At 67.2% G+C, this 17737-nt stretch carries 15 protein-coding genes; 6 read left to right on the top strand and 9 right to left on the bottom strand.

Annotated elements, in window-relative coordinates:
• Positions 1-36: 36 nt before the first annotated feature.
• The 3 genes from UCD39_RS27870 to UCD39_RS27860 all read right to left on the bottom strand — a co-directional run bounded on the left by UCD39_RS27870 (position 37) and on the right by UCD39_RS27860 (position 2722).
• Complete coding sequence (locus UCD39_RS27870; RefSeq protein ID WP_330498859.1) at positions 37-933, bottom strand: hypothetical protein; 897 nt, start codon at positions 931-933, stop codon at positions 37-39.
• Complete coding sequence (locus UCD39_RS27865) at positions 849-1976, bottom strand: hypothetical protein (protein ID WP_330498858.1); 1128 nt, start codon at positions 1974-1976, stop codon at positions 849-851. The genes UCD39_RS27870 and UCD39_RS27865 overlap by 85 nt, the downstream gene beginning before the upstream one ends.
• A gap of 200 nt (positions 1977-2176) precedes the next feature.
• Positions 2177-2722 carry a cysteine hydrolase family protein gene (locus tag UCD39_RS27860; protein WP_330498857.1) on the bottom strand — a complete coding sequence of 182 codons (546 nt, stop codon included), beginning with the start codon at positions 2720-2722 and terminating at the stop codon, positions 2177-2179.
• Between the two features lie 408 nt (positions 2723-3130).
• Between UCD39_RS27860 and UCD39_RS27855 the strand changes: the two genes are divergently transcribed.
• Entirely contained in the window at positions 3131-3733 is a 603-nt protein-coding gene (locus tag UCD39_RS27855) for a TetR/AcrR family transcriptional regulator (protein WP_330498856.1), read from the top strand.
• Here UCD39_RS27855 and UCD39_RS27850 read toward each other — a convergent pair.
• Positions 3705-4601, bottom strand: a complete 897-nt coding sequence (locus tag UCD39_RS27850) for a ketopantoate reductase family protein (protein WP_330498855.1) — start codon at positions 4599-4601, stop codon at positions 3705-3707. The genes UCD39_RS27855 and UCD39_RS27850 overlap by 29 nt on opposite strands.
• Before the next feature lie 173 nt (positions 4602-4774).
• Between UCD39_RS27850 and UCD39_RS27845 the strand changes: the two genes are divergently transcribed.
• The 4 genes from UCD39_RS27845 to UCD39_RS27830 all read left to right on the top strand — a co-directional run bounded on the left by UCD39_RS27845 (position 4775) and on the right by UCD39_RS27830 (position 8218).
• A complete protein-coding gene (locus tag UCD39_RS27845; RefSeq protein ID WP_330498854.1) occupies positions 4775-5515 on the top strand; it encodes a Crp/Fnr family transcriptional regulator in 741 nt (246 codons plus the stop codon).
• Positions 5516-5590: 75 nt separating this feature from the next.
• Positions 5591-6301 (top strand): glutamine amidotransferase, encoded by a 711-nt coding sequence (locus UCD39_RS27840; RefSeq protein WP_330498853.1) that lies wholly within the window; start codon positions 5591-5593, stop codon positions 6299-6301.
• 59 nt (positions 6302-6360) lie between these two features.
• On the top strand, positions 6361-6885 hold the full coding sequence (gene msrC / locus UCD39_RS27835) for a free L-methionine (R)-S-oxide reductase MsrC (protein ID WP_330498852.1): 525 nt from the start codon (positions 6361-6363) through the stop codon (positions 6883-6885).
• Positions 6886-7012: 127 nt separating this feature from the next.
• Positions 7013-8218 carry an NnrS family protein gene (locus UCD39_RS27830; protein WP_330498851.1) on the top strand — a complete coding sequence of 402 codons (1206 nt, stop codon included), beginning with the start codon at positions 7013-7015 and terminating at the stop codon, positions 8216-8218.
• Positions 8219-8265: 47 nt separating this feature from the next.
• Here UCD39_RS27830 and cydB read toward each other — a convergent pair whose 3' ends face one another.
• The 5 genes from cydB to UCD39_RS27805 all read right to left on the bottom strand — a co-directional run bounded on the left by cydB (position 8266) and on the right by UCD39_RS27805 (position 16723).
• Positions 8266-9279: a cytochrome d ubiquinol oxidase subunit II gene (cydB, locus tag UCD39_RS27825; protein WP_330498850.1), complete on the bottom strand. Its 1014-nt coding sequence runs from the start codon at positions 9277-9279 to the stop codon at positions 8266-8268.
• On the bottom strand, positions 9276-10736 hold the full coding sequence (locus UCD39_RS27820) for a cytochrome ubiquinol oxidase subunit I (RefSeq protein WP_330498849.1): 1461 nt from the start codon (positions 10734-10736) through the stop codon (positions 9276-9278). Before UCD39_RS27820 ends, cydB begins: the two co-directional genes overlap by 4 nt.
• Positions 10737-10925: 189 nt before the next feature.
• On the bottom strand, positions 10926-12245 hold the full coding sequence (locus tag UCD39_RS27815; RefSeq protein WP_330498848.1) for a family 43 glycosylhydrolase: 1320 nt from the start codon (positions 12243-12245) through the stop codon (positions 10926-10928).
• An 86-nt stretch (positions 12246-12331) separates the two neighbouring features.
• The gene (locus tag UCD39_RS27810) at positions 12332-13861 is read right to left on the bottom strand and encodes a tryptophan halogenase family protein (RefSeq protein WP_330498847.1); all 1530 of its coding nucleotides are present in this window, start codon (positions 13859-13861) and stop codon (positions 12332-12334) included.
• Between the two features lie 66 nt (positions 13862-13927).
• Positions 13928-16723 (bottom strand): TonB-dependent receptor, encoded by a 2796-nt coding sequence (locus UCD39_RS27805; protein ID WP_330498846.1) that lies wholly within the window; start codon positions 16721-16723, stop codon positions 13928-13930.
• Positions 16724-17261: 538 nt separating this feature from the next.
• Here UCD39_RS27805 and UCD39_RS27800 point away from each other — a divergent pair.
• The gene (locus tag UCD39_RS27800) at positions 17262-17723 is read left to right on the top strand and encodes an Rrf2 family transcriptional regulator (RefSeq protein ID WP_145735440.1); all 462 of its coding nucleotides are present in this window, start codon (positions 17262-17264) and stop codon (positions 17721-17723) included.
• Positions 17724-17737 lie beyond the last annotated feature (14 nt).

Genomic DNA, 17737 nt, shown 5'->3' with positions numbered 1-17737 from the left:
TGCTGCCGCTGGTGTACAGCGCGGTGGCACCGGTGATCAGCCCGCTGTTGGCGAACGTGCCGATGGTGCCGGCGTTGGAAAGGCCGCGCGTGATCCCCCCAGGGTGCCGCTGTTGTTCAGCGTGCCGACCTGCCCGCCACTGGCGACGTGGACGGCGGTGGGGGCGGCGATGACGCCGCTGTTGTCCAGCGTGGACAGCGTGCCGCCGACATAGTCATTGACCGCCGTCGCCAGCAGGGCGGTGCCATCAGTCCGCCCCGCCACGGCCAACCCGGTCACGCCGCTGGCCACGGTGACACCGGCATAGCTGGACCCGGCGCCGCCTTGGACCAAGGTGCCCACCAGGGCACCCACAAGATAGTTGGCCGCCCCGTCAGGCGACGCCATCACCGTGCCGCCGGTGACCAGGGCGGTACCATCGACCACCAACCGCGCGCTGGAGGAGGTCAGGTTCAAACTACCCCCCGCCTGGGCGTAGGCGCCCGTGACACTCACCACAGTGTCCAGCACCACGGCGGCGCCGGTATTAACCAGCGTGTGGCCGCTGACATCGACCCTGTCGTTCAGCAGCAGTTGGCCGCCGCCCAGCGCCACATTGGCGAGGGTGCTGGAAACGGTCGCCTGCCCACCATGGGCGCCGGTGTAGGTGCCCAGGCCGACACCGCCGGACAGCGTCAGGACAGTCGCCGACAGGTTCAGGATGTTGCCAATGATGGTGCCCTGATTGACCAGCCCAGCCAGGGTGGCGCCACTGTTGAGGCGCAGGGCCGTGGGGCCGACGATGGTACCGCTGTTGCTGACGGTGCCGGTGGTGCCCGACAGGTCCAACGCGAAGCCGGTGCCGCTGATCAGCCCGGCATTGGCCAACCGGCCCAGGGTGGCGGCGTTGGCGATGGCCTTGTAACCGCTGATCGTGCCGGTGTTGTCCACCAAACCCAGGGTACCCTGACCGTTGTAAAGGCCCTCCCCCGGCTGATCAGGGTGCCGCTGTTGCTCAGCGTCCCCACGGTGCCGGCATTGACCAGACCATCGCTGCGGCCGCTGATGGTGCCGCTGTTGGCCAGGGTGTCGATGGTCCCGGAATTGTCCACGCCGGTGAGTTGCGCGTTGATGGTGGCCAGGTTACGCGCCTGGCCGATCCATCCCCGATTCAGCAGGCCAGCCTGCGTGCCACCGCTCAAGGTGCCGGTGTTGACCAGGGTGGCGATGCTGCCGTCGTTCCAGAGGCCGGCGCGGCCGGCGATCAGCCCGCTGTTGCTGAGAATGCCGACTCCGCCCAGCGTGTGGACGTAAAGGGCGGTGCTGGCGGCGTTGACGATGCCGCCATTGTCCAGGCGGCCGATCGTGCCTTGGTTCAGCAGGGCGATGACCGGCCCCTCGATGGTACCGGTGTTGGCCAAGCCGCCAATGGAGCCGATATTGACCACCCCGCCGGAAAAGCCCGTGATGAGGCCGCCGTTGAGGAAGGTGCCAATGCTGCCAGCATTGAACAGGGCGTGCCGGCCGAAGCCGATGCCGTCGCCAATGCGCCCCTGATTCACCAGCGTGCCGATGCTGCCGCCGTTGTAGAAGGCCGTGGACCCGGCGCTGAGGCCGCCAGCGGCGGCGATGGCGAGGCTGGCGATGGTGCCGTCGTTCCGCAGCGCGACGGCCGCCCCCTGTATCGTGCCGCTGTCGACCAGGGCGCCAATGCTGCCCTGGTTCAGCACGCCAGCCGTGCCAGTGAGGGTGCCGGCGATGGTCACCAGGGCGATAGCGCCGGTGTTGGCGAGGCCGGCGACGGTGCCACCCGCCACGGTGGCCGCAGCGGTGATGGACACGGCGCCCAGCGTGCCGGCGTTGGCATAGCCCGGGGTGGTGCCGGTCAGGGTCACGTCCTGCGGCCGGGCCGGACCCGCCACCAGCGCGACACCCAATGCCAGCAGGGACGGCGCCCCCCTGAGCAGCCCCCCCGACGCAGCCGTCTCCCGCCCCATGTCGTCCCCTCCCCGCTTGGATCGTGGCGCGCCCTCATTACGGGCGGCCGTCCCTTTCAAGCGCGCCGGAGGTGCCTTGGCCTGTGACCAAACCGTGGCTGGCCAGCGGACATAGGTGGCATTTTCAACAAACTTGCGCCTTTTCCATCACTTGCATCCCGGTAAGTATTTTGGGCAGGCGGGACACCGCAGCATCTGGGTCAGAACCCCACCGCCGCGGCCGACATCACCTGGGCGAAGGGGCCGCCCAGCGTCAGGTTGTGGTGCTGGATGATGGCACCCGCCGCCAGCGCCGGCGTGTCGATCGTGGTATGGGCATCGCCGGCCAGCACCGCCTCGAACCCCAGGTCGCGCGCGGCGCGGCAGGAGGCGTCGACGCAATATTCCGTCTTCATGCCCGACAGCACCACCCGGCCGATGCCATGGTCGCGCAGCAGGGCGGCCAGGTCCGTGCCGGCGAAGACGCTGGGCCGCGACTTGCGCACCACCAGGTCGCCGGCCTGGGGCGCCAGTTGTTCCACCAGTTGCCAGTCGGCCGAGCCCGGTGCCGCCCGCGATCCATCGGGCCCGTCATGCTGGACCAGCACGACCATGCCACCGGCCCGCCGGGCGCGGTCGGCCATATCCTGAATGCGAACCACGACACCGGCACCGCCATGCGGCGGCACGGGGCCATGCAGCAAGCCCACCTGCATGTCGAGCACGATGAGGGCGGAAGAGGAACGACGGGAAGGTTGGGGGCTCATGACGATCTCCGTTCAGGGTTGGAACGGAGGCGCCGCTGGCCATCTCCCCCGTCCCGTTAGGGCGGGGGTTGCGGAACGACCTGGCCTTACGCCGACAAGCCCGTCCCGCACCGCCCGCCGATGGCGGTGGTGGTGACGGTGGTTTTGACGGTCAGGGCGAAAATGGCGTTCATAGGCGACAGCATGCGGGCAGGAGGGGAACGGCGTCAAGTACCCTTATCCAAGCCAGGGCCCCAGCGACGGACCACCAGGCGGTCAAGGGCCAACGGTGCCAGGGCGCAGATCGGGCAATGCGGGATCATGTCGCGCGCTTGGGCGGTTACCCCCCTCGCCCTGGTTATCGAGGGGACCTATGGTGGGCGTCGTTGGGACCCGCGCCAGTCCGGCACGCACGTCGAGGAGAGTTCCATGGCCCCCGTCGGTCGCCCCCGCAGCGACGCCAGTCACGCCGCCATCCTGAAGGCGACCTATGAGCTATTGCAGGAGGAAGGTCTGGCGCGGCTGACGCTGGACAAGGTGGCCAGCCGGTCCGGCGCGTCGCGCAGCACGCTGTACCGCTGGTGGCCCAGCCGCGGCGCCATCGCCATGGAGGCGACGCTGGACACCATCAACCGCGAAATGTCGCTGGAACCCATGAGCGACAACGCCCTGGCGGAATATCGCCGGCTATTGAAATCGGTGGCCAAGGCCATGCGCGGCAGCACGGGCCGCATCCTGGCCGGTATCCTGGCGGAATGCCAGCGCGACCCCGAGACCCTGCGCCTGTTCAAGGAAAAGCTGGTGGCACCGCGCCGGGCGGAGGTGATCCCCCTGCTGGAACGGGGCATCGCCGATGGGTCCATCCGCGCGGACGTGACGCCGCACACCATCCTGGACATGACCTTCGGCGCCATCTTTCACCAGTTGCTGCTGCACATCCCCACCGACGACGCCTGGATGGACGGCGTCATCGGCATCCTGGTGAACGGCATCGCGGCACCCGTCAGCCGGCTTTCGCCTCCAGCAGCTTGACCAGGGCGAGCAGGGCACCGTTGGCGGGCGTGGCAATGCCCAGGGCGGCGCCCCGGCGTACGACATGGCCGTTCAGATAGTCGATCTCAGTGCGCTTGCCGCGCGCCAGATCCTGGGCGGTGGAGGAGAATTGGCCGGGCATGGCCGAGGCCAGCGCCATGACCCGGTCCAGGATGTCGTCGGCGACGGCGATGCCCTGGCCACGCGCGACGGCCACGGCCTCCGCCACCACGTCGGCCATGAGCGCCCGCACCTCGGGCACCGCGACCATAGCGCCATAGGGCACCTGGGCCACCGCCGACACGGCGTTATAGGCGCAATTGATGATCAGCTTGTCCCACAAGGCGGCGGTGACGCCCGGCGACACGCTGGCGGGAATGCCGGCCGTCCGCAGCACCTCGGCCACCCTCTCGCTATCCGGCCCCGTGCCCAGGATCAGGTCGCCCCGGCCATGGTGGCGCACATGGGCGGGCCCCGCCATATCGGTCGCGACATACACCACCACCGGCACCACCGGCCGGCCCAGCACGGCGGCCAGCCGTTCGACGTTGTCGACGCCGTTCTGCATCGCCAGCACCACCGCACCCGGCTTCAAATGCGGCAGCATGGCGCGCCCTGTCGCCTCGGTATCCGCGGACTTCACACAGAACAGCACCAGGTCGGCATCGGCCAGCGCCTCTGGCCCGGTGGCAGCGCCAATGGCGACCGGGCCGTCGAACCCATCCTTCATCTGCAGCCGCAAGCCCTGCGCGCGCACCGCCTCCACCAGGGCCGGCCGGCCCACCAGGGTGACGGCATGGCCGGCACGGGCCAGCAGCCCGCCGAAGAAGCAGCCGACCGCGCCGGCCCCCATGACACCGATGTTCATCCTGCGTATCTCCCGTGGTGGCGCGTCTTTCGCTACGCGGCGTTGCGGTTAAGGTGCGGGGGCGGGGCGGGAGGCGCAACGCCCGATCGGTCATCCCTCCCCCGCCGCCGGCGCATCCGGCGGGACGGCGCCGCCCCTTCACCGGCATGCCCCAGCGATCTATCTTCCTGGGCATGCCGCCTGCCTTGCCCCCCAACGCCCCGTCGCCCAACGCCTGGCCGCCCCAGGCATTGGCGGGCATGGAGCTATTCCGCGACCTGGACACCGGCGCCCTGGCGGAGGTGATGGCGGCGGCCCTCATCCGCACCGTGCCCCGCCACACGCCGCTGTTCCATCAGGGCGACCCGGCCCAGCACTGCCACGCCCTGCTGAGCGGCGGGGTCCGCATCAGCCAGACCAATGCCGCCGGCGCCCAGGTGGCCCTGCGCTTCATCGGCGCCGGCGAGATGTTCGGCAGCGTGCCGCTGTTCACCGACCGCCTTTACCCCGCCGATGCCGAAACGGTGGCCGACAGCGTGGAGATCCGCTGGACGGAGGCCGCGCTGCGCCAGCTGATCAGCCGCCACCCGGCCATCGCCCTGAACCTGGTGACGGTCATCGGCCGCCGCCTGATGGAGGTGCAGGACCGCCTGCGCGAGGTCACCACCGGCAGGGTGGAGCAACGCCTGGCCCGCGCCCTGCTGCGCCTGGCGGCCCGCAGCAAGGCGTCGGACGCCGGCACGGCCCTGGCCTTCCCCCTGACCCGCAAGGACCTGGCCGAACTGTCCGGCACCACCCTGCACACCGCCAGCCGCACGCTGGCCGCGTGGGAAAAACGCGGCTGGCTGTCCAGCGGCGGTCCTCAAGGGCGCTCCCGCATCACCGTGCATGATCTGGCGGCGCTGACGGCCATGGCGGAGGAAGGGCGGGAGTAGGGCCCAAAATCCCCTACCCTCCGTCCTTTCCCACCCCCTATAACGGGCCACCCACCCCCGTGCCGGAGGTCTCTCATGCCGCGTACCAGGAAAGCCGTCGCGCTGCGCCATGTGGCGTTCGAGGATTTGGGCCTGCTGGCGCCCGTGCTGGCCGCGCAGGGTTGGACGGTGGAATACCGCGAGGCGCCGGTGGACGACCTGGCTGACCCCGTCCTCGCCGACGCCGACCTGCTGGTGGTGCTGGGCGGGCCCATCGGGGTGTACGAGGAGGATGCCCACCCCTTCCTGTCGCGGGAAATCACCCTGCTGGAACGGCGGCTGGCGGCCGGACGGCCGGTGCTGGGCATCTGCCTGGGCGCGCAACTGATGGCCCGGGCCTTGGGCGCCAGGGTCTATGCCGGACCCGTGAAGGAGATCGGCTGGGGGGCGCTGACCCTGACGGAGGCCGGACTCGCCTCCTGCCTGGCGCCGCTGGCGGAGGAAGGCGCGCAGGTGCTGCATTGGCATGGCGACACCTTCGACCTGCCGGCTGGCGCCGTGCGCCTGGCCAGCAACGACCATTATGCCAACCAAGCGTACGGCCATGGCACAAACGCCCTGGCCCTGCAGTTCCATATCGAGGCCGATCCGGCGCGCCTGGACCTGTGGTATGTCGGCCACGCGGCGGAACTGTCCGCCGCCGGCCTGTCCATCCCCAACCTGCGGGCCGCCGGCCATGTGATGGCCACCCGCGCCGCCAACCAGGCGGAGCGTATCATCGCCCCCTGGCTGGCGCGGCTGGACTGACCACCACCAATTCCGTTAGCGCCTTTTCCTCCGTCAGTGCTTTTCAAGGACGCCTACCCATGTTCCAAGCCCGCACCAGCGACACCCCGCGCGACAAGGCCACGCTGTACAGCGACCTGGCGCTGGATCTGACCGGCCTGCTGACCGATGAGCGCGATGCCATCGCCAACGCCGCCAACCTGTCGGCCCTGCTGTTCACCACCCTGCCGGACCTGAACTGGGCCGGCTTCTACTTCATGCGCAACGCCGCGAAAGGCAATCTGGGCGGCACCCGCGAACTGGTGCTGGGCCCGTTCCAGGGCAAGCCGGCCTGCGTGCGCATCGCCGTGGGCCGGGGCGTCTGCGGCACCGCCGTGGAGCGGCGCCAGTCGGTGCTGGTGGAGGATGTGCATGCCTTCCCCGGTCACATCGCCTGTGACGCGGCGTCACGCTCGGAACTGGTGGTGCCGCTGATGCTGGACGGCCAAGTCCTGGGCGTCATCGACCTGGACAGCCCCAACCCGGCGCGTTTCGACGCGGAAGACCAGGCCGGTGTCGAGGCCCTGGCGGCGCTGTTCGTGGCCGGCAGCGACTGGCCGCTTTAACGTTTGCCCTGCGGGCGGCCCCATCCGGGCCTGGGAGTTTGCGCCAGCACAACGATGGCGGTTGGGGAAAGGATCACCCTGGACAGGATCGCGCCGGTTCCGGCGTGCCTGTCTGGAGGTTCTCCCCATGGTCCCCGTGTCGCGCCCCTATGCTGGTCCCCCGCTGCTGGCGGAGGGCTTCCGTCCCTTCTTCCTGGCGTCGGCGGCGTGGGCCGCCATCGCCTTGCCGATCTGGGTGGCGCTGCTGAGCGGCGGCATCGCTGGGCCGCGCGGGCTGGATCCGCTGGCCTGGCATATCCATGAGATGCTGTTCGGCTTCGTCATGGCGGGGGTCGCGGGCTTCATCCTGACCGCCATTCCCAACTGGACCGGCCGGCCGCCCTTGCGCGGCGTGCCCTTGGGGGCCCTGGTCACCCTGTGGCTGGCGGGGCGGCTGCTGGCGCTCGCCGCCCTGGTCTCCACACCGCCGGCCCTCCTGGTGGGTGCGGTCGACGCGGGCTTGCCCCTGGCGCTGGCCGCCTATGCCGCGCGTCAGGTGGTGGCCGCACGCAACTGGCGCAACCTGATGATGGCCGTGCCGCTGCTGGTGCTGACGGCGGCCGACCTGTTGATGGTGGCGGAAGGGGCCGGTGCCGCCGTGCCCGCCGGTCTGGGCTGGCGCCTGGGGCTGGCCGCCATCGTCATCCTGATTTCCGCCATCGGCGGGCGCATCATCCCGGCCTTCACCCGCAACTGGCTGGTGAAGCGCGGGGCCACGGCCCTGCCCCCGGCCAAGGCCGGCGTGGTCGACCGGCTGGCGCTGGCCAGCCTGCACGTCGGCCTGCTGGCCTGGGCCTTCCTGGCCAACGGCCACGGCATGGGCACGCTGGCGGCTGGCGGCCTGCTGCTGACGGCCAGCGCCCTCAACCTGGCGCGGCTGGGCCGCTGGCGGGGATGGGCTACCCTGGCCGAGCCGCTGCTGAGCGTCCTGCACCTGGGCTATCTGTGGCTGGTGGTGGGTGCCGCCCTGCTGGGCGCCAGCCTGCTGACCGGCGCCGTCCCCACCGCCGCCGCCATCCACGCCCTGACCGCCGGGTCCATCGGCACCATGATGCTGGCGGTCATGAGCCGGGCGTCGCTGGGCCATACCGGCCGGATCCTCACGGCCGACCGGGTGACGGTCTGGGTCTACGTCCTGGTCAACGGCGCGGCGCTGTCCCGCATCGTCGCCAGCGTCATGGGCGGCCTGCCGCTGTCGCTGCTGGCCCTGTCGGCACTGGCGTGGGTTGCCGCCTTCCTGCTGTTCGCCGGCCGTTACGCCCCGTACTGGTGCCGTCCCCGACTGGCCGCTTGAGAGGGGACGGGGGCCGGCGCGAACCGGGCCCCGCAGCCCCATGCCGATCAATGATAGCCGGCGTCGGCCTTCACCTTGCCGCGGAAGACCCAGTAGGACCATCCGCTGTACAGCAGGATGATGGGCAGCAGGAACAGCGTGCCCACCAGCAGGAAGGCCTGGGTGCTTTGCGAGCTGGCGGCCTCCCACAGGGAATATTTGTGGGGCACGATGTTGGGCCACAGGCTGATGGCCAGGCCCAGATAGGCGGTGAGGAACAGGCCGATGCCATAGACGAAGGGCCAGGCGTCATGGTTCCGGCCCAGGCTGCGCCATGTCGCCCAGGCCAGCAGCGCGCTGGCGAGGGGTACGGGCGCCAGGAAGGCGGTGTTGGGCCAGGTGAACCAGCGCTGGGCGATGTCGGGCTCGGCATAGGGCGTCCACAGGCTGACGATGCCGATGCCGGCCAACACCAGCAGCAGGGCGCGCCGCCCCTGCATGCGCGCCCAATCCTGCAAGCCGCCCTCGGTCTTCAGGATCAGCCAGCCGGCACCCAGCAAGGTGTAGCCCGCCATCAAGGCCACGCCCGTCATGACGGAAAAGGGCGTCAGCCAATCGAAGGAGCCGCCGGTGAACTGGCGCCCCTCGACCTGGAAGCCCTGGATGAAGGCGCCCAGCACCGTCCCCTGCGCGAAGGTGGCGACGGCGGAGCCATAGGCGAAACCGTTGTCCCAAAAGCCGCGGTGCTCCTTGTCCTTGAAGCGGAACTCGAAGGCCACGCCCCGGAAGATAAGGGCCAGCAGCATGAGCAGGACGGGGAAGTACAGGGCCGGAATGATGATGGCGAAGGCCAGCGGGAAAGCCGCCAGCAAGGCGACACCTCCCAGGATCAGCCAGGTCTCATTGCCGTCCCAGATGGGCGCGATGGAATTCATGATGATGGCGCGCGAGGTGCTGTCCGGGTTCAGGCCGTAGAGCATGCCCACGCCCAAATCGAACCCGTCCAGCAGCACGTAGAAGAAGACACCGGCGCCCAGGATCACCGTCCAGACGCCGACAAGGTCGAGAATGGGGCCGTTCATGGCGCGTGTCCTTCCAGGTTGGGGGTAGCCAGGGAGGGAGTGGCGGAGCCGTCGGGAAGCTGGGCCAGCGGCAGGGCCGCTACCGGCTGGGCGGGGCGGCCGCTTTCCACCGGCGTGTCGTTCTGCGCGTCATGGTCCAGCGGGCCGTTGCGCACGATGCGCCGCAGGAACAGCAGGCCGGTGGGATAGATCAGCAGATAGACGGCCAGGTACATCAGCAGGGACAGCACCACGTCCCCACCGGTCAGCGACGGGGTGACCGAGTCCGCCGTGCGCATCAGGCCATAGACGGTCCAGGGCTGGCGCCCCACCTCCGTCGTCGTCCAGCCGGCCAGGACGGCGACGAAGCCCAGGGGGCCGGCCCATTGCACGCCGCGCAGGTACCAACCCGCGCTGTACAGCCGCCCACCCCAGCGCAGCAGCCACCCCACGCCGACGATGGCCAGCATCAGCAGCCCGGCGCCGACCATGACGCGGAAGGCCCAATAGACCACCAGCACCGGCGGCCGCTCATCCGCCGGGAAATCCTTCAGCCCCTTCACGGCACCGTCCCAGTGATGGGTGAGGTAGAGGCTGCCCAGCTTGGGCACGGTGATTTCCCAATGGTTGGTTTCCGCCTTCTGGTCGGGAAAGCCGAAGAGGGAGGCGGGAACGCCCTGCCCGCCCTCCCACAACCCTTCCATGGCGGCCAGCTTGGCCGGCTGGTGTTCCAGGGTGTTCAGGCCGTGCATGTCGCCCAGCACGATCTGCAACGGCACGAAAAGGGTGAGGAAGCCCAGCGCCATGCGCATCATCACCCGACCTTCCTCCGGGAAGCGACCCTGGCGCAGGGTGTAGGCGCCCACCGCCAGGACGACGAAGGCGGTGGTGACGTAGAAGCCGCTGACCACATGGGCCAGGCGATAGGGGAAGCTGGGGCTGAAAATGATGTCCACCCAGCTGGCCGGGAAGAAGCGCCCGTCGATGACAGTGTAGCCCTGGGGGGTCTGCATCCAGCTGTTCACCGCCAGGATCCAGAAGGTGGAGAGCAGCGTGCCCAGGGCCACCATGCTGGCGGCCACGAAATGGGCCCAGGGCGGCACCAGCTTGCGCCCGAACAGCAGCACGCCCAGGAAGGCGGCCTCCAGGAAAAAGGCCGTCAGCCCCTCATAGGCGAACAGCGGCCCCACCACGTTGGACACGGCATCGGTGAAACGGCTCCAGTTCGTGCCGAACTGGAAGGGCATGACGATGCCGCTGACCACGCCCATGCCGAAGGTGACGGCGAAGACGCGGATCCAGAATTTGGAAATCCGCAGGTAAACGGGCTTGGCGGTCCAGGCGTGCAAGCCTTCCAACATGGCGATGTAGGAGGCGATGCCCACGGTGAAGGCGGGCAGCAGGATATGCCAGGCCACCACCCAGACGAATTGCAACCGGGACAGAATCAACGGATCCAGCAAACTGTCGGTAGACATGGGACTGTCTCCTTCTCGGATGCCGCCGGGCTCCGGTGCCGCTGGAGACGGCCATCCGGTTGCAAAGACCCCCGGCGCTCACAGGCGGACAGGATCCGCTTAGGCGGGCGAACCGTCCATCGGTCGAATTGTCTAAGGCCTGCGGGCTTTGAAGGATTGTAGGATTGAATTGAAAAATAACGGCGGCCGTCAGAATAGGGACCATTCCCACAGGGCCGCCTCGCCCGTGAACACCAGGCGGAGGTAGCGGGCACGCACCGGATGCGAAACGATGATGGGGGAGCCGTGCCCCGTCTGATCGGGGGTGATCCGTTTCCAGGTGCGCCCGTCATCCGACGCCTCGACGCGGAAATGATAAACGTGGGTCGGATACTCCGGCAGAAGGCGGCTTTCCTTGATGGGCCGCACCGCCCCCAAATCCGCCGTCAAAACCGCGGCTTCACCCGGGGCGGGCTTCCACAAGGTGGCGTAATTGTCGTCACCGGCCCGCGCCGGACCATGAAGACCATCGCCACCACCCACCGCGCGCCAGGTCAACCCGACGGTGCGATGGGGGGCGAACCCGGCCACCGGCGCGTCATGGCTGGGGATGACCCGCCGCAACAGGCCATTGGCGTCCACGTCCAGACGGTCCACCACGACCTGGCGCAACACCGCGGCATCGGCCGGGGGAAAGGGCAGCCCCTGGCGGTGATACAGGATGTAGGTCTGCCCACCGGACCGGAAAACGGCGTGATGCCCTGGGCTGATGATCTGTTTGTCGGCGTTGGTCGCCAGCAAGGGATTATCGGGCGCCTCGGTGAACGGCCCCAGCGGGGATTCCCCCACGGCGTACCGGACCTGATAGGTGCCGGCGATGGTGTTGCCGTCGCTGTACATCAGGAAATAGCGGCCGCCGGTCTTCATCATGAACGGCGCCTCGAAGTAATGCCCCGGCGTGACGTCCCGCGGTTGCCCGTCGAAGGAAATCATGTCGGGGTTCAGCCGGACCACGAAGCAGTGTCCGTTGACCCAGTTCAGTCCCGATCCCCAATAGAGATACGCCTGGCCGTCATCGTCGATGAAGGCCTCGGCGTCGATCATATGGTAGCCGGGAATGAAATTGGCCGGGATCAAGGGCTTGCCGCCGTTGGCATCCCGCCAGGGACCGGCAGGGGTGGGGGCGGTGCCGACCCATACCTCACTGCCCACCGAGACGTACATCCACCACCGCCCATCCCGGCCCTGGACCACCGAGGGCGCCCAGACCTTGGCGTCACCGGAGGTTGGGCTGGTCGCCGCGGCCTTGGTGGGCCAATCCGGAGTGGAAAAGGTCCAGTCCCGGCCGTTGTCGGACTGCCACAACCCCAACCGGTCGTCCCCCCAGGGATCCAGGGTGGTGAAGACGTACCATCGGCCCTGCCAGTGCACGATGGACGGGTCGGCGGCATAACCGGGCAGCAAGGGATTGCCTTGCCCAGGCGCGTCCCATGGTGATTCCGCACCGTGCGCGGCGGGAACAACGGGCATGGCCGACAGGACCAGCGCCATCAGCGCATGGCGGGCCCACCCTCCTATCCGTGGAAGGCCAAAGCCGCCCTTCGATGTCCACCCCCTCATAAGGACTCCCCCCAAGGCTGAAAACCAGCGTCCACCCGGGTGCGGATGAACTCCCCATGGCTGGGCAGCCGCTGAACCGAGGCGGCGGTCACCGCGGCAATCCTTTCCAGCCTGGCCTGCGCCTCCGTCTCCGGCATGCCGTCGGCCAGGGGATCGTAGCCCTTGGCCGTCAGCCCCTGGCCCTGCATGACCGCCAGCCAACTGGTCTTGGTGAACAGGTCGTCCGCCTCGCGGAAGACACGGCCGGTGGCGCGGTAGATGCGCAGACGTTCGGCCAGGGTTTCCGGCACATCCATGGTCCGAACATGGGTCCAATACGGGGTGTCGGCCCGTTCCGTGGCATGGAAATGCAGGATCACGAAGTCGCGCACGCTGTCGAACTCGGCGGCCATCAGGCGATTGTAGCGGCGAATGTCCGCCGGCTCGAACGCGCGGGTGGGGAACATTTCCAAAAGCCGGGCGATGCCCGCCTGGATCAGGTGGATGCTGGTGGATTCCAAGGGTTCCAGGAAGCCGGCGGCCAATCCCAAGGCCACACAGTTCTTGACCCAGAAGGCGTCCCGGCGGCCGGTGCGGAAGCGCAGCAGGCGCGGCTCCGCCAAGGCCGCGCCATCGAGATTGGCCATCAGCGTCGCCATGGCCCCCTCATCGGACAGATGGGCGCTGGCGTAGACATAGCCATTCCCGATGCGGTTGCGCAGGGGAATGCGCCATTGCCAGCCGGCGGCGCGGGCCGTCGACCGGGTGTAGGGCGTGAACGAACCGCCCGACGCGCACGGAACGGCCACCGCCCGGTCATTGGGCAGCCAGTGTCCCCAATCCTGGAATCCCGCCCCCAGGGCATCGGCGATCAACAATCCCCGGAAGCCGGAACAGTCGATGAAGAAGTCGGCGGTCACGCGCGTGCCGCAGGACAGCGTCACCGCCTCGATGAACCCATCGGGCCGCAAGTCCACCGCCGTCACACGCCCCTCACGCCGCGTGACGCCGGCGGCCTCGGCATGGGTGCGCAACAGCTGGGCGTAAAGCGCCGCGTCGAAATGGAAGGCGTAGCTGATGCGGGACAGCGGGGTGTTATCACCCTGCGTGGGCCGCGCGAACCGGCCAGCCGCGGCGGCGGCGGCGCAAATGGAATAGGCCTCCAGCGGCTCCGCCAGCCCGCGCGGCCGCAGCTTGTGCCACAAACCATCAAACGGAACGGGGCCGAAATCGACCCCATGGTCGCCGAAGGGGTGGAAGTACCGGTGCCCCGGCCTCAACCAATCAATGAAGTCGATGCCCAGCTTGAAGGTGCCCTGGGTGGCGCGCAGGAAATCATCCTCGTTGATGCCCAGCATCGCGTTGAAGGCCTGGATGGGTGGGATGGTCGCCTCCCCCACCCCGATGGTGCCGATCTCCTCCGACTCCACCAAGGTTATGGCCGGGCCGTGGCGACCCAGGACACGGGCCAGCGCCGCGGCCGCCATCCAACCGGCGGTGCCGCCCCCGATGATCGCGATATGTCCAAGCGGTCCGTTCTGGCTCACGATGCAACACTCTTCCAGGAAAAGGTGCCGGTGTGGTCCCGATGGCCACACCGGCAAGGAAGGGACTCAGTAAGTCGCGCGGACGGAAATGCCGAACCGGCGGTCATTCAGCGTGTATTGCAGCGGCTGGCTTGGGGTATCGATGTAGGTGACGCTCATGCTGTTGGTTAGATTGACGGCGTCCACCGTCACAGCGACATGGCGCGACAGGTCCACGCTGACCGAGGCGTCGAGGGTGGAGTAGGCCTTCTGGTACTGCATCGTGCCGTTGGCGCCGCTGCCGGTCGTGGTATCGAAATAAGGACCGCGCCAATTCCAGGCGAGCCGGGCCGAAACCGGCCCCTTCTCATAAAGCCCGACAAGATTGTAGCTGTGCCTGGACAGCTTCTCCAACGGCCGCAGCGTCGTGATCGGATTGCCCGACGCGTCGTGGGTGGTGAAATCCACGGCGCTATACGCATAGGTGTAGTTCGCCTGGAAGCCCAGACCGCTGAACAAACCGGGAAGGAAATCGAAGAACTGCTGGTAGGCCACCTCGAAGCCCTTGATCGAACCGCCGCCCGCGTTGGCGGACGTGGCGGTGTCATAGGCCCGGCCGTCATAGGTCCTGACGACGTTGTCCCCGAAGATGAAGCCGTTCGTCTCCTTGTAGAACAAGCCGGCCGTCAACGACCCTGTGGAGGAGAAATACCACTCCGCCGTCAGATCATAGTTATCCGACTTGATCGGATCGAGGTTGGGGTTGCCCTGACTGGCGCTGGGGCGTCCTGTCAGCGGGTTGATCTGGTTGGCGGCGTTCAGGGTCAGGTTGGTTGAAAGCTGATCGAAATTCGGCCGCGTGATCGCTTTCGAATAGGCGCCCCGGATCTGGAATTCGTCGGTGGGGCGGAAGCGGATGTTGAAACTGGGCAGTGGCGACAAATAGGACTTGTCGGTTGCGATCTGCTGGGTCGTGCCGTTGGCGTTGAACTGGGTGCCGGTCGAGGTGAGCTTGGTTTGGGCGAGACGGACGCCGACATTGCCATCGACGGGCATCCCGATCAGTTCCGTCTCATAATCGGCGGTCACGTAACCGGCCACGGTCTTTTCGTTCAGGGTGGTGATGTCGGCCGGCGAGAAGCTCAACTTACGCTGGGCGCCCAGCAGGGCGTAGGTGGAACCGAGGCTGTTCCAGAGGCCGGAGCCTGGCAGGAATTCCGGATACAGCACCCCGCCCGGCAGCGTGCGCCCGTCGAAGAAATTCGCCGAGGGACCGGATTTGAACAGCTGCGGATACTGGCTGAGGGGCGGTAGAGGCGTGCCGTCCGGGGCGCTGCAACTCGGGTCGGCGGCATTGCGGTACAGGCAGACGCCATTCCAGGTGCCGCGCAGGGTGATGTTGCTGTCGGTATACCGCGCGCCCGCCCGCAAGCGATTGAAGAAGCTGCCCGAATTGTCATAGTCGACGTCATAGGCCAGCGCGGTCTGATCGGCGTCGTTGCGGGTCAGGGAGTTGGCGATGAACGGCACCGTGTAGTTGCTGACATTGGTCAGCAGCGCCGGATTGCGGACATTCCACACGGGAGTGTCGCCCCGCAGATCAAAGTCGATGATGGATTGGTTGGGTCCGGTGAACCCGGTTTCCCCCGTCTTTTGATGCAGCGAGAGGACCAGGCCATTCCGGTCCGCGTCGTAGCGCGACTTCATGTACTGCGCATCGAACTTCATGGTCAGGTGGGACGTGGTCGCCCATGAAACGTTGAAGGTCGCGTTGGTGGAGTCGGTGTCCAGGGCCTGGTCAAACCGACCGGCCTCGAAAATCTGGTTCGAGATCGACCCGCTGGTCGCGTAACCGTCGCTACCGAAGGTGAGGGCGGCGCCCGGCGTGGGGGCGGGGGTCGACGAGTTGTCGATTGGATAGTAGTAGGCGCCCGTGCGGTCGAACTTATACTTGGTGTACTGCACCTGCGACGTCACCATCAGGTCGGAATTGATCCGCCACTGATAGGCGCCGGCCACGCCGATGCGCTCGCGGTCGCCATTGTCATCATAAATCTGCAAGCCCAGCGGCACCTTGGCATTGCTGGGTGCGTTGGCGATGACGCCCGCGGGTACGGCCGCCTGCTGTCCCACCAGGATCGCGTCCTGGCGGTAATCGCTCTTGCCGTAGACGGCATTGAGCAGAAAGCCCATTTCGCCGACGCCGGTTTGCTCGCGGTCACTGTAGAGGGCTGACGCGGAGCCGCCGAACTTGTCGGCGCGGTCGTAATAATTCCCTTTCACGGTGGCGCTGACGATCTGGTCGGGCGCGTCGAACGGCAACCGGGTGCGCAGGTTGATGGCGCCGCCCACGCCCCCCTCGATCATGGAGGCGGGCGGGTTCTTGTAGACGTCGATCCCGGCCAACAGCTCCGGCGGGATGCCCTCGAGGTCGAAGGACCGGCTTCCCGCCGCGGAGAACACGGCCCGCCCGTCCATCAGGTTCAGGGTCTGGGTCAGGCCGCGCACCGTGACGGCCGGCTGCGTGCGGTGGTCGAAGTCCGTCGCCCCCTCGCCATATCGGCGCTGGATCTGCACGCCGGTGATGCGCTGCAAAGCCTCGATGGTGTTCGCGTCAGGTAGCTTGCCGATATCTTCCGCCTGAACGGAATCGACGATTTGATCAGCGTTGCGCTTGATGGCCTGGGCCGACCCCAAAGCGGCGCGGGCGCCCGTGACAATGATTTCTTCCAATTCCCCGGTGTCGGTCGACGGCTTTCCCTGAGGCGGGTTTTCCGCCGTCTGAGCCATGGACTGCTGCGCCCAAGCCGGATTTGAAAAAGCCATGAGGGCGACGACGGCAACGGATGGGGCTGCCATCCGGTGCACCTTGGCACGCTTCATTTTTGATCCTCCCGTTTTATGCCCTGTTCTCCGGGACACCTGTTCGCCCGGATATCTTATTTTGTATGATTAATATACCAAGGCCATTTGTCATACAAGTTCAAATTTGCAACCGATTGGCGGAATTGTGTGGGCCGGAGTCGAAGGCATTCAGCCAAAGGCCAGGAATCGAGGGGCTGCCGAGCGCCGCCTCAACCGACACGGAAGAAATAGTCACATAGTTACAAAAGACTGATCGGCCCGACGGAAGGCAAAGCGGAATGGGCGAGACCGTCCGCGCGTGCCAAAAGCGGGCCACACCCGTCTCAACGCTCAGTTTCAAACTAAACGCCCGCGATAATTCTTTGATTGTGGGCTTGCGGGCAATGCCACAGCGATCCGCCAAACTCTGGCTGTAAATTTCACCATCCCTATTGAAGGATTGGGCCGGACCGACAGCGATGGAGGCTTGGCAAACGGATAGCGATTGAATGCATCGCGTTACCTCACACACCAAATGGGATATAGATGTGACGTAGATTTATTTTCGAGGGTGCCCATGAGGCTGTCGAGCTATACGGATTATGCGCTGCGCACGCTGGTGTTCCTGGCGCTGAAGTCCGACGGCCTGGCCACCATCAACGATGTCGCCCAGACCTACGACATCTCCAAGAACCACCTGATGAAGGTGGTTCACCAGTTGAGCTTGCTTGGCTACGTTGAAACCGTGCGCGGCCGGGGCGGTGGCCTGCGCCTGGGCCGCAAGGCGGAGGATATTCGCCTGGGCGAGGTGATCCGCGCCACGGAACAGGAACTGGATATCCTGGAGTGCTTTTCCGACAGTTCCCCCGCACTGTGCCGCCTGAACCCCACCTGCGTGCTGAAGTCGGCCTTGAAGGAGGCGCTGCAGGCCTTCCTGGCGGTGCTGGACGATTACACGCTGGCGGACTTGGTGAAGCCACGCCGCACATTGACCCGGTTGCTGGATCTGCCGCTGCCCGGGACGTCTGGTCCCGCCTAACCTATCGGAACGCG

Origin of the sequence: Nitrospirillum karajorum (assembly GCF_036348415.1) — a bacterium.
Classification (GTDB): Bacteria; Pseudomonadota; Alphaproteobacteria; order Azospirillales; family Azospirillaceae; genus Nitrospirillum; species Nitrospirillum amazonense_B.
Note: the sequence above shows the minus strand (reverse complement) of the source record. Positions and strands in the feature narration are given on the sequence as shown.

What these genes read in the sequence shown, in the direction of transcription:
- UCD39_RS27865 (WP_330498858.1), bottom strand. Translation starts at nt 1,976, where the DNA reads ATGGGGCGGGAGACGGCTGCGTCGGGGGGGCTGCTCAGGGGGGCGCCG.
- UCD39_RS27820 (WP_330498849.1), bottom strand. Translation starts at nt 10,736, where the DNA reads ATGTCTACCGACAGTTTGCTGGATCCGTTGATTCTGTCCCGGTTGCAA.
- UCD39_RS27800 (WP_145735440.1), top strand. Translation starts at nt 17,262, where the DNA reads ATGAGGCTGTCGAGCTATACGGATTATGCGCTGCGCACGCTGGTGTTC.
- UCD39_RS27845 (WP_330498854.1), top strand. Translation starts at nt 4,775, where the DNA reads ATGCCGCCTGCCTTGCCCCCCAACGCCCCGTCGCCCAACGCCTGGCCG.
- UCD39_RS27840 (WP_330498853.1), top strand. Translation starts at nt 5,591, where the DNA reads ATGCCGCGTACCAGGAAAGCCGTCGCGCTGCGCCATGTGGCGTTCGAG.
- UCD39_RS27830 (WP_330498851.1), top strand. Translation starts at nt 7,013, where the DNA reads ATGGTCCCCGTGTCGCGCCCCTATGCTGGTCCCCCGCTGCTGGCGGAG.
- UCD39_RS27850 (WP_330498855.1), bottom strand. Translation starts at nt 4,601, where the DNA reads ATGAACATCGGTGTCATGGGGGCCGGCGCGGTCGGCTGCTTCTTCGGC.
- cydB (WP_330498850.1), bottom strand. Translation starts at nt 9,279, where the DNA reads ATGAACGGCCCCATTCTCGACCTTGTCGGCGTCTGGACGGTGATCCTG.
- msrC (WP_330498852.1), top strand. Translation starts at nt 6,361, where the DNA reads ATGTTCCAAGCCCGCACCAGCGACACCCCGCGCGACAAGGCCACGCTG.
- UCD39_RS27805 (WP_330498846.1), bottom strand. Translation starts at nt 16,723, where the DNA reads ATGAAGCGTGCCAAGGTGCACCGGATGGCAGCCCCATCCGTTGCCGTC.
- UCD39_RS27860 (WP_330498857.1), bottom strand. Translation starts at nt 2,722, where the DNA reads ATGAGCCCCCAACCTTCCCGTCGTTCCTCTTCCGCCCTCATCGTGCTC.
- UCD39_RS27815 (WP_330498848.1), bottom strand. Translation starts at nt 12,245, where the DNA reads ATGCCCGTTGTTCCCGCCGCGCACGGTGCGGAATCACCATGGGACGCG.
- UCD39_RS27855 (WP_330498856.1), top strand. Translation starts at nt 3,131, where the DNA reads ATGGCCCCCGTCGGTCGCCCCCGCAGCGACGCCAGTCACGCCGCCATC.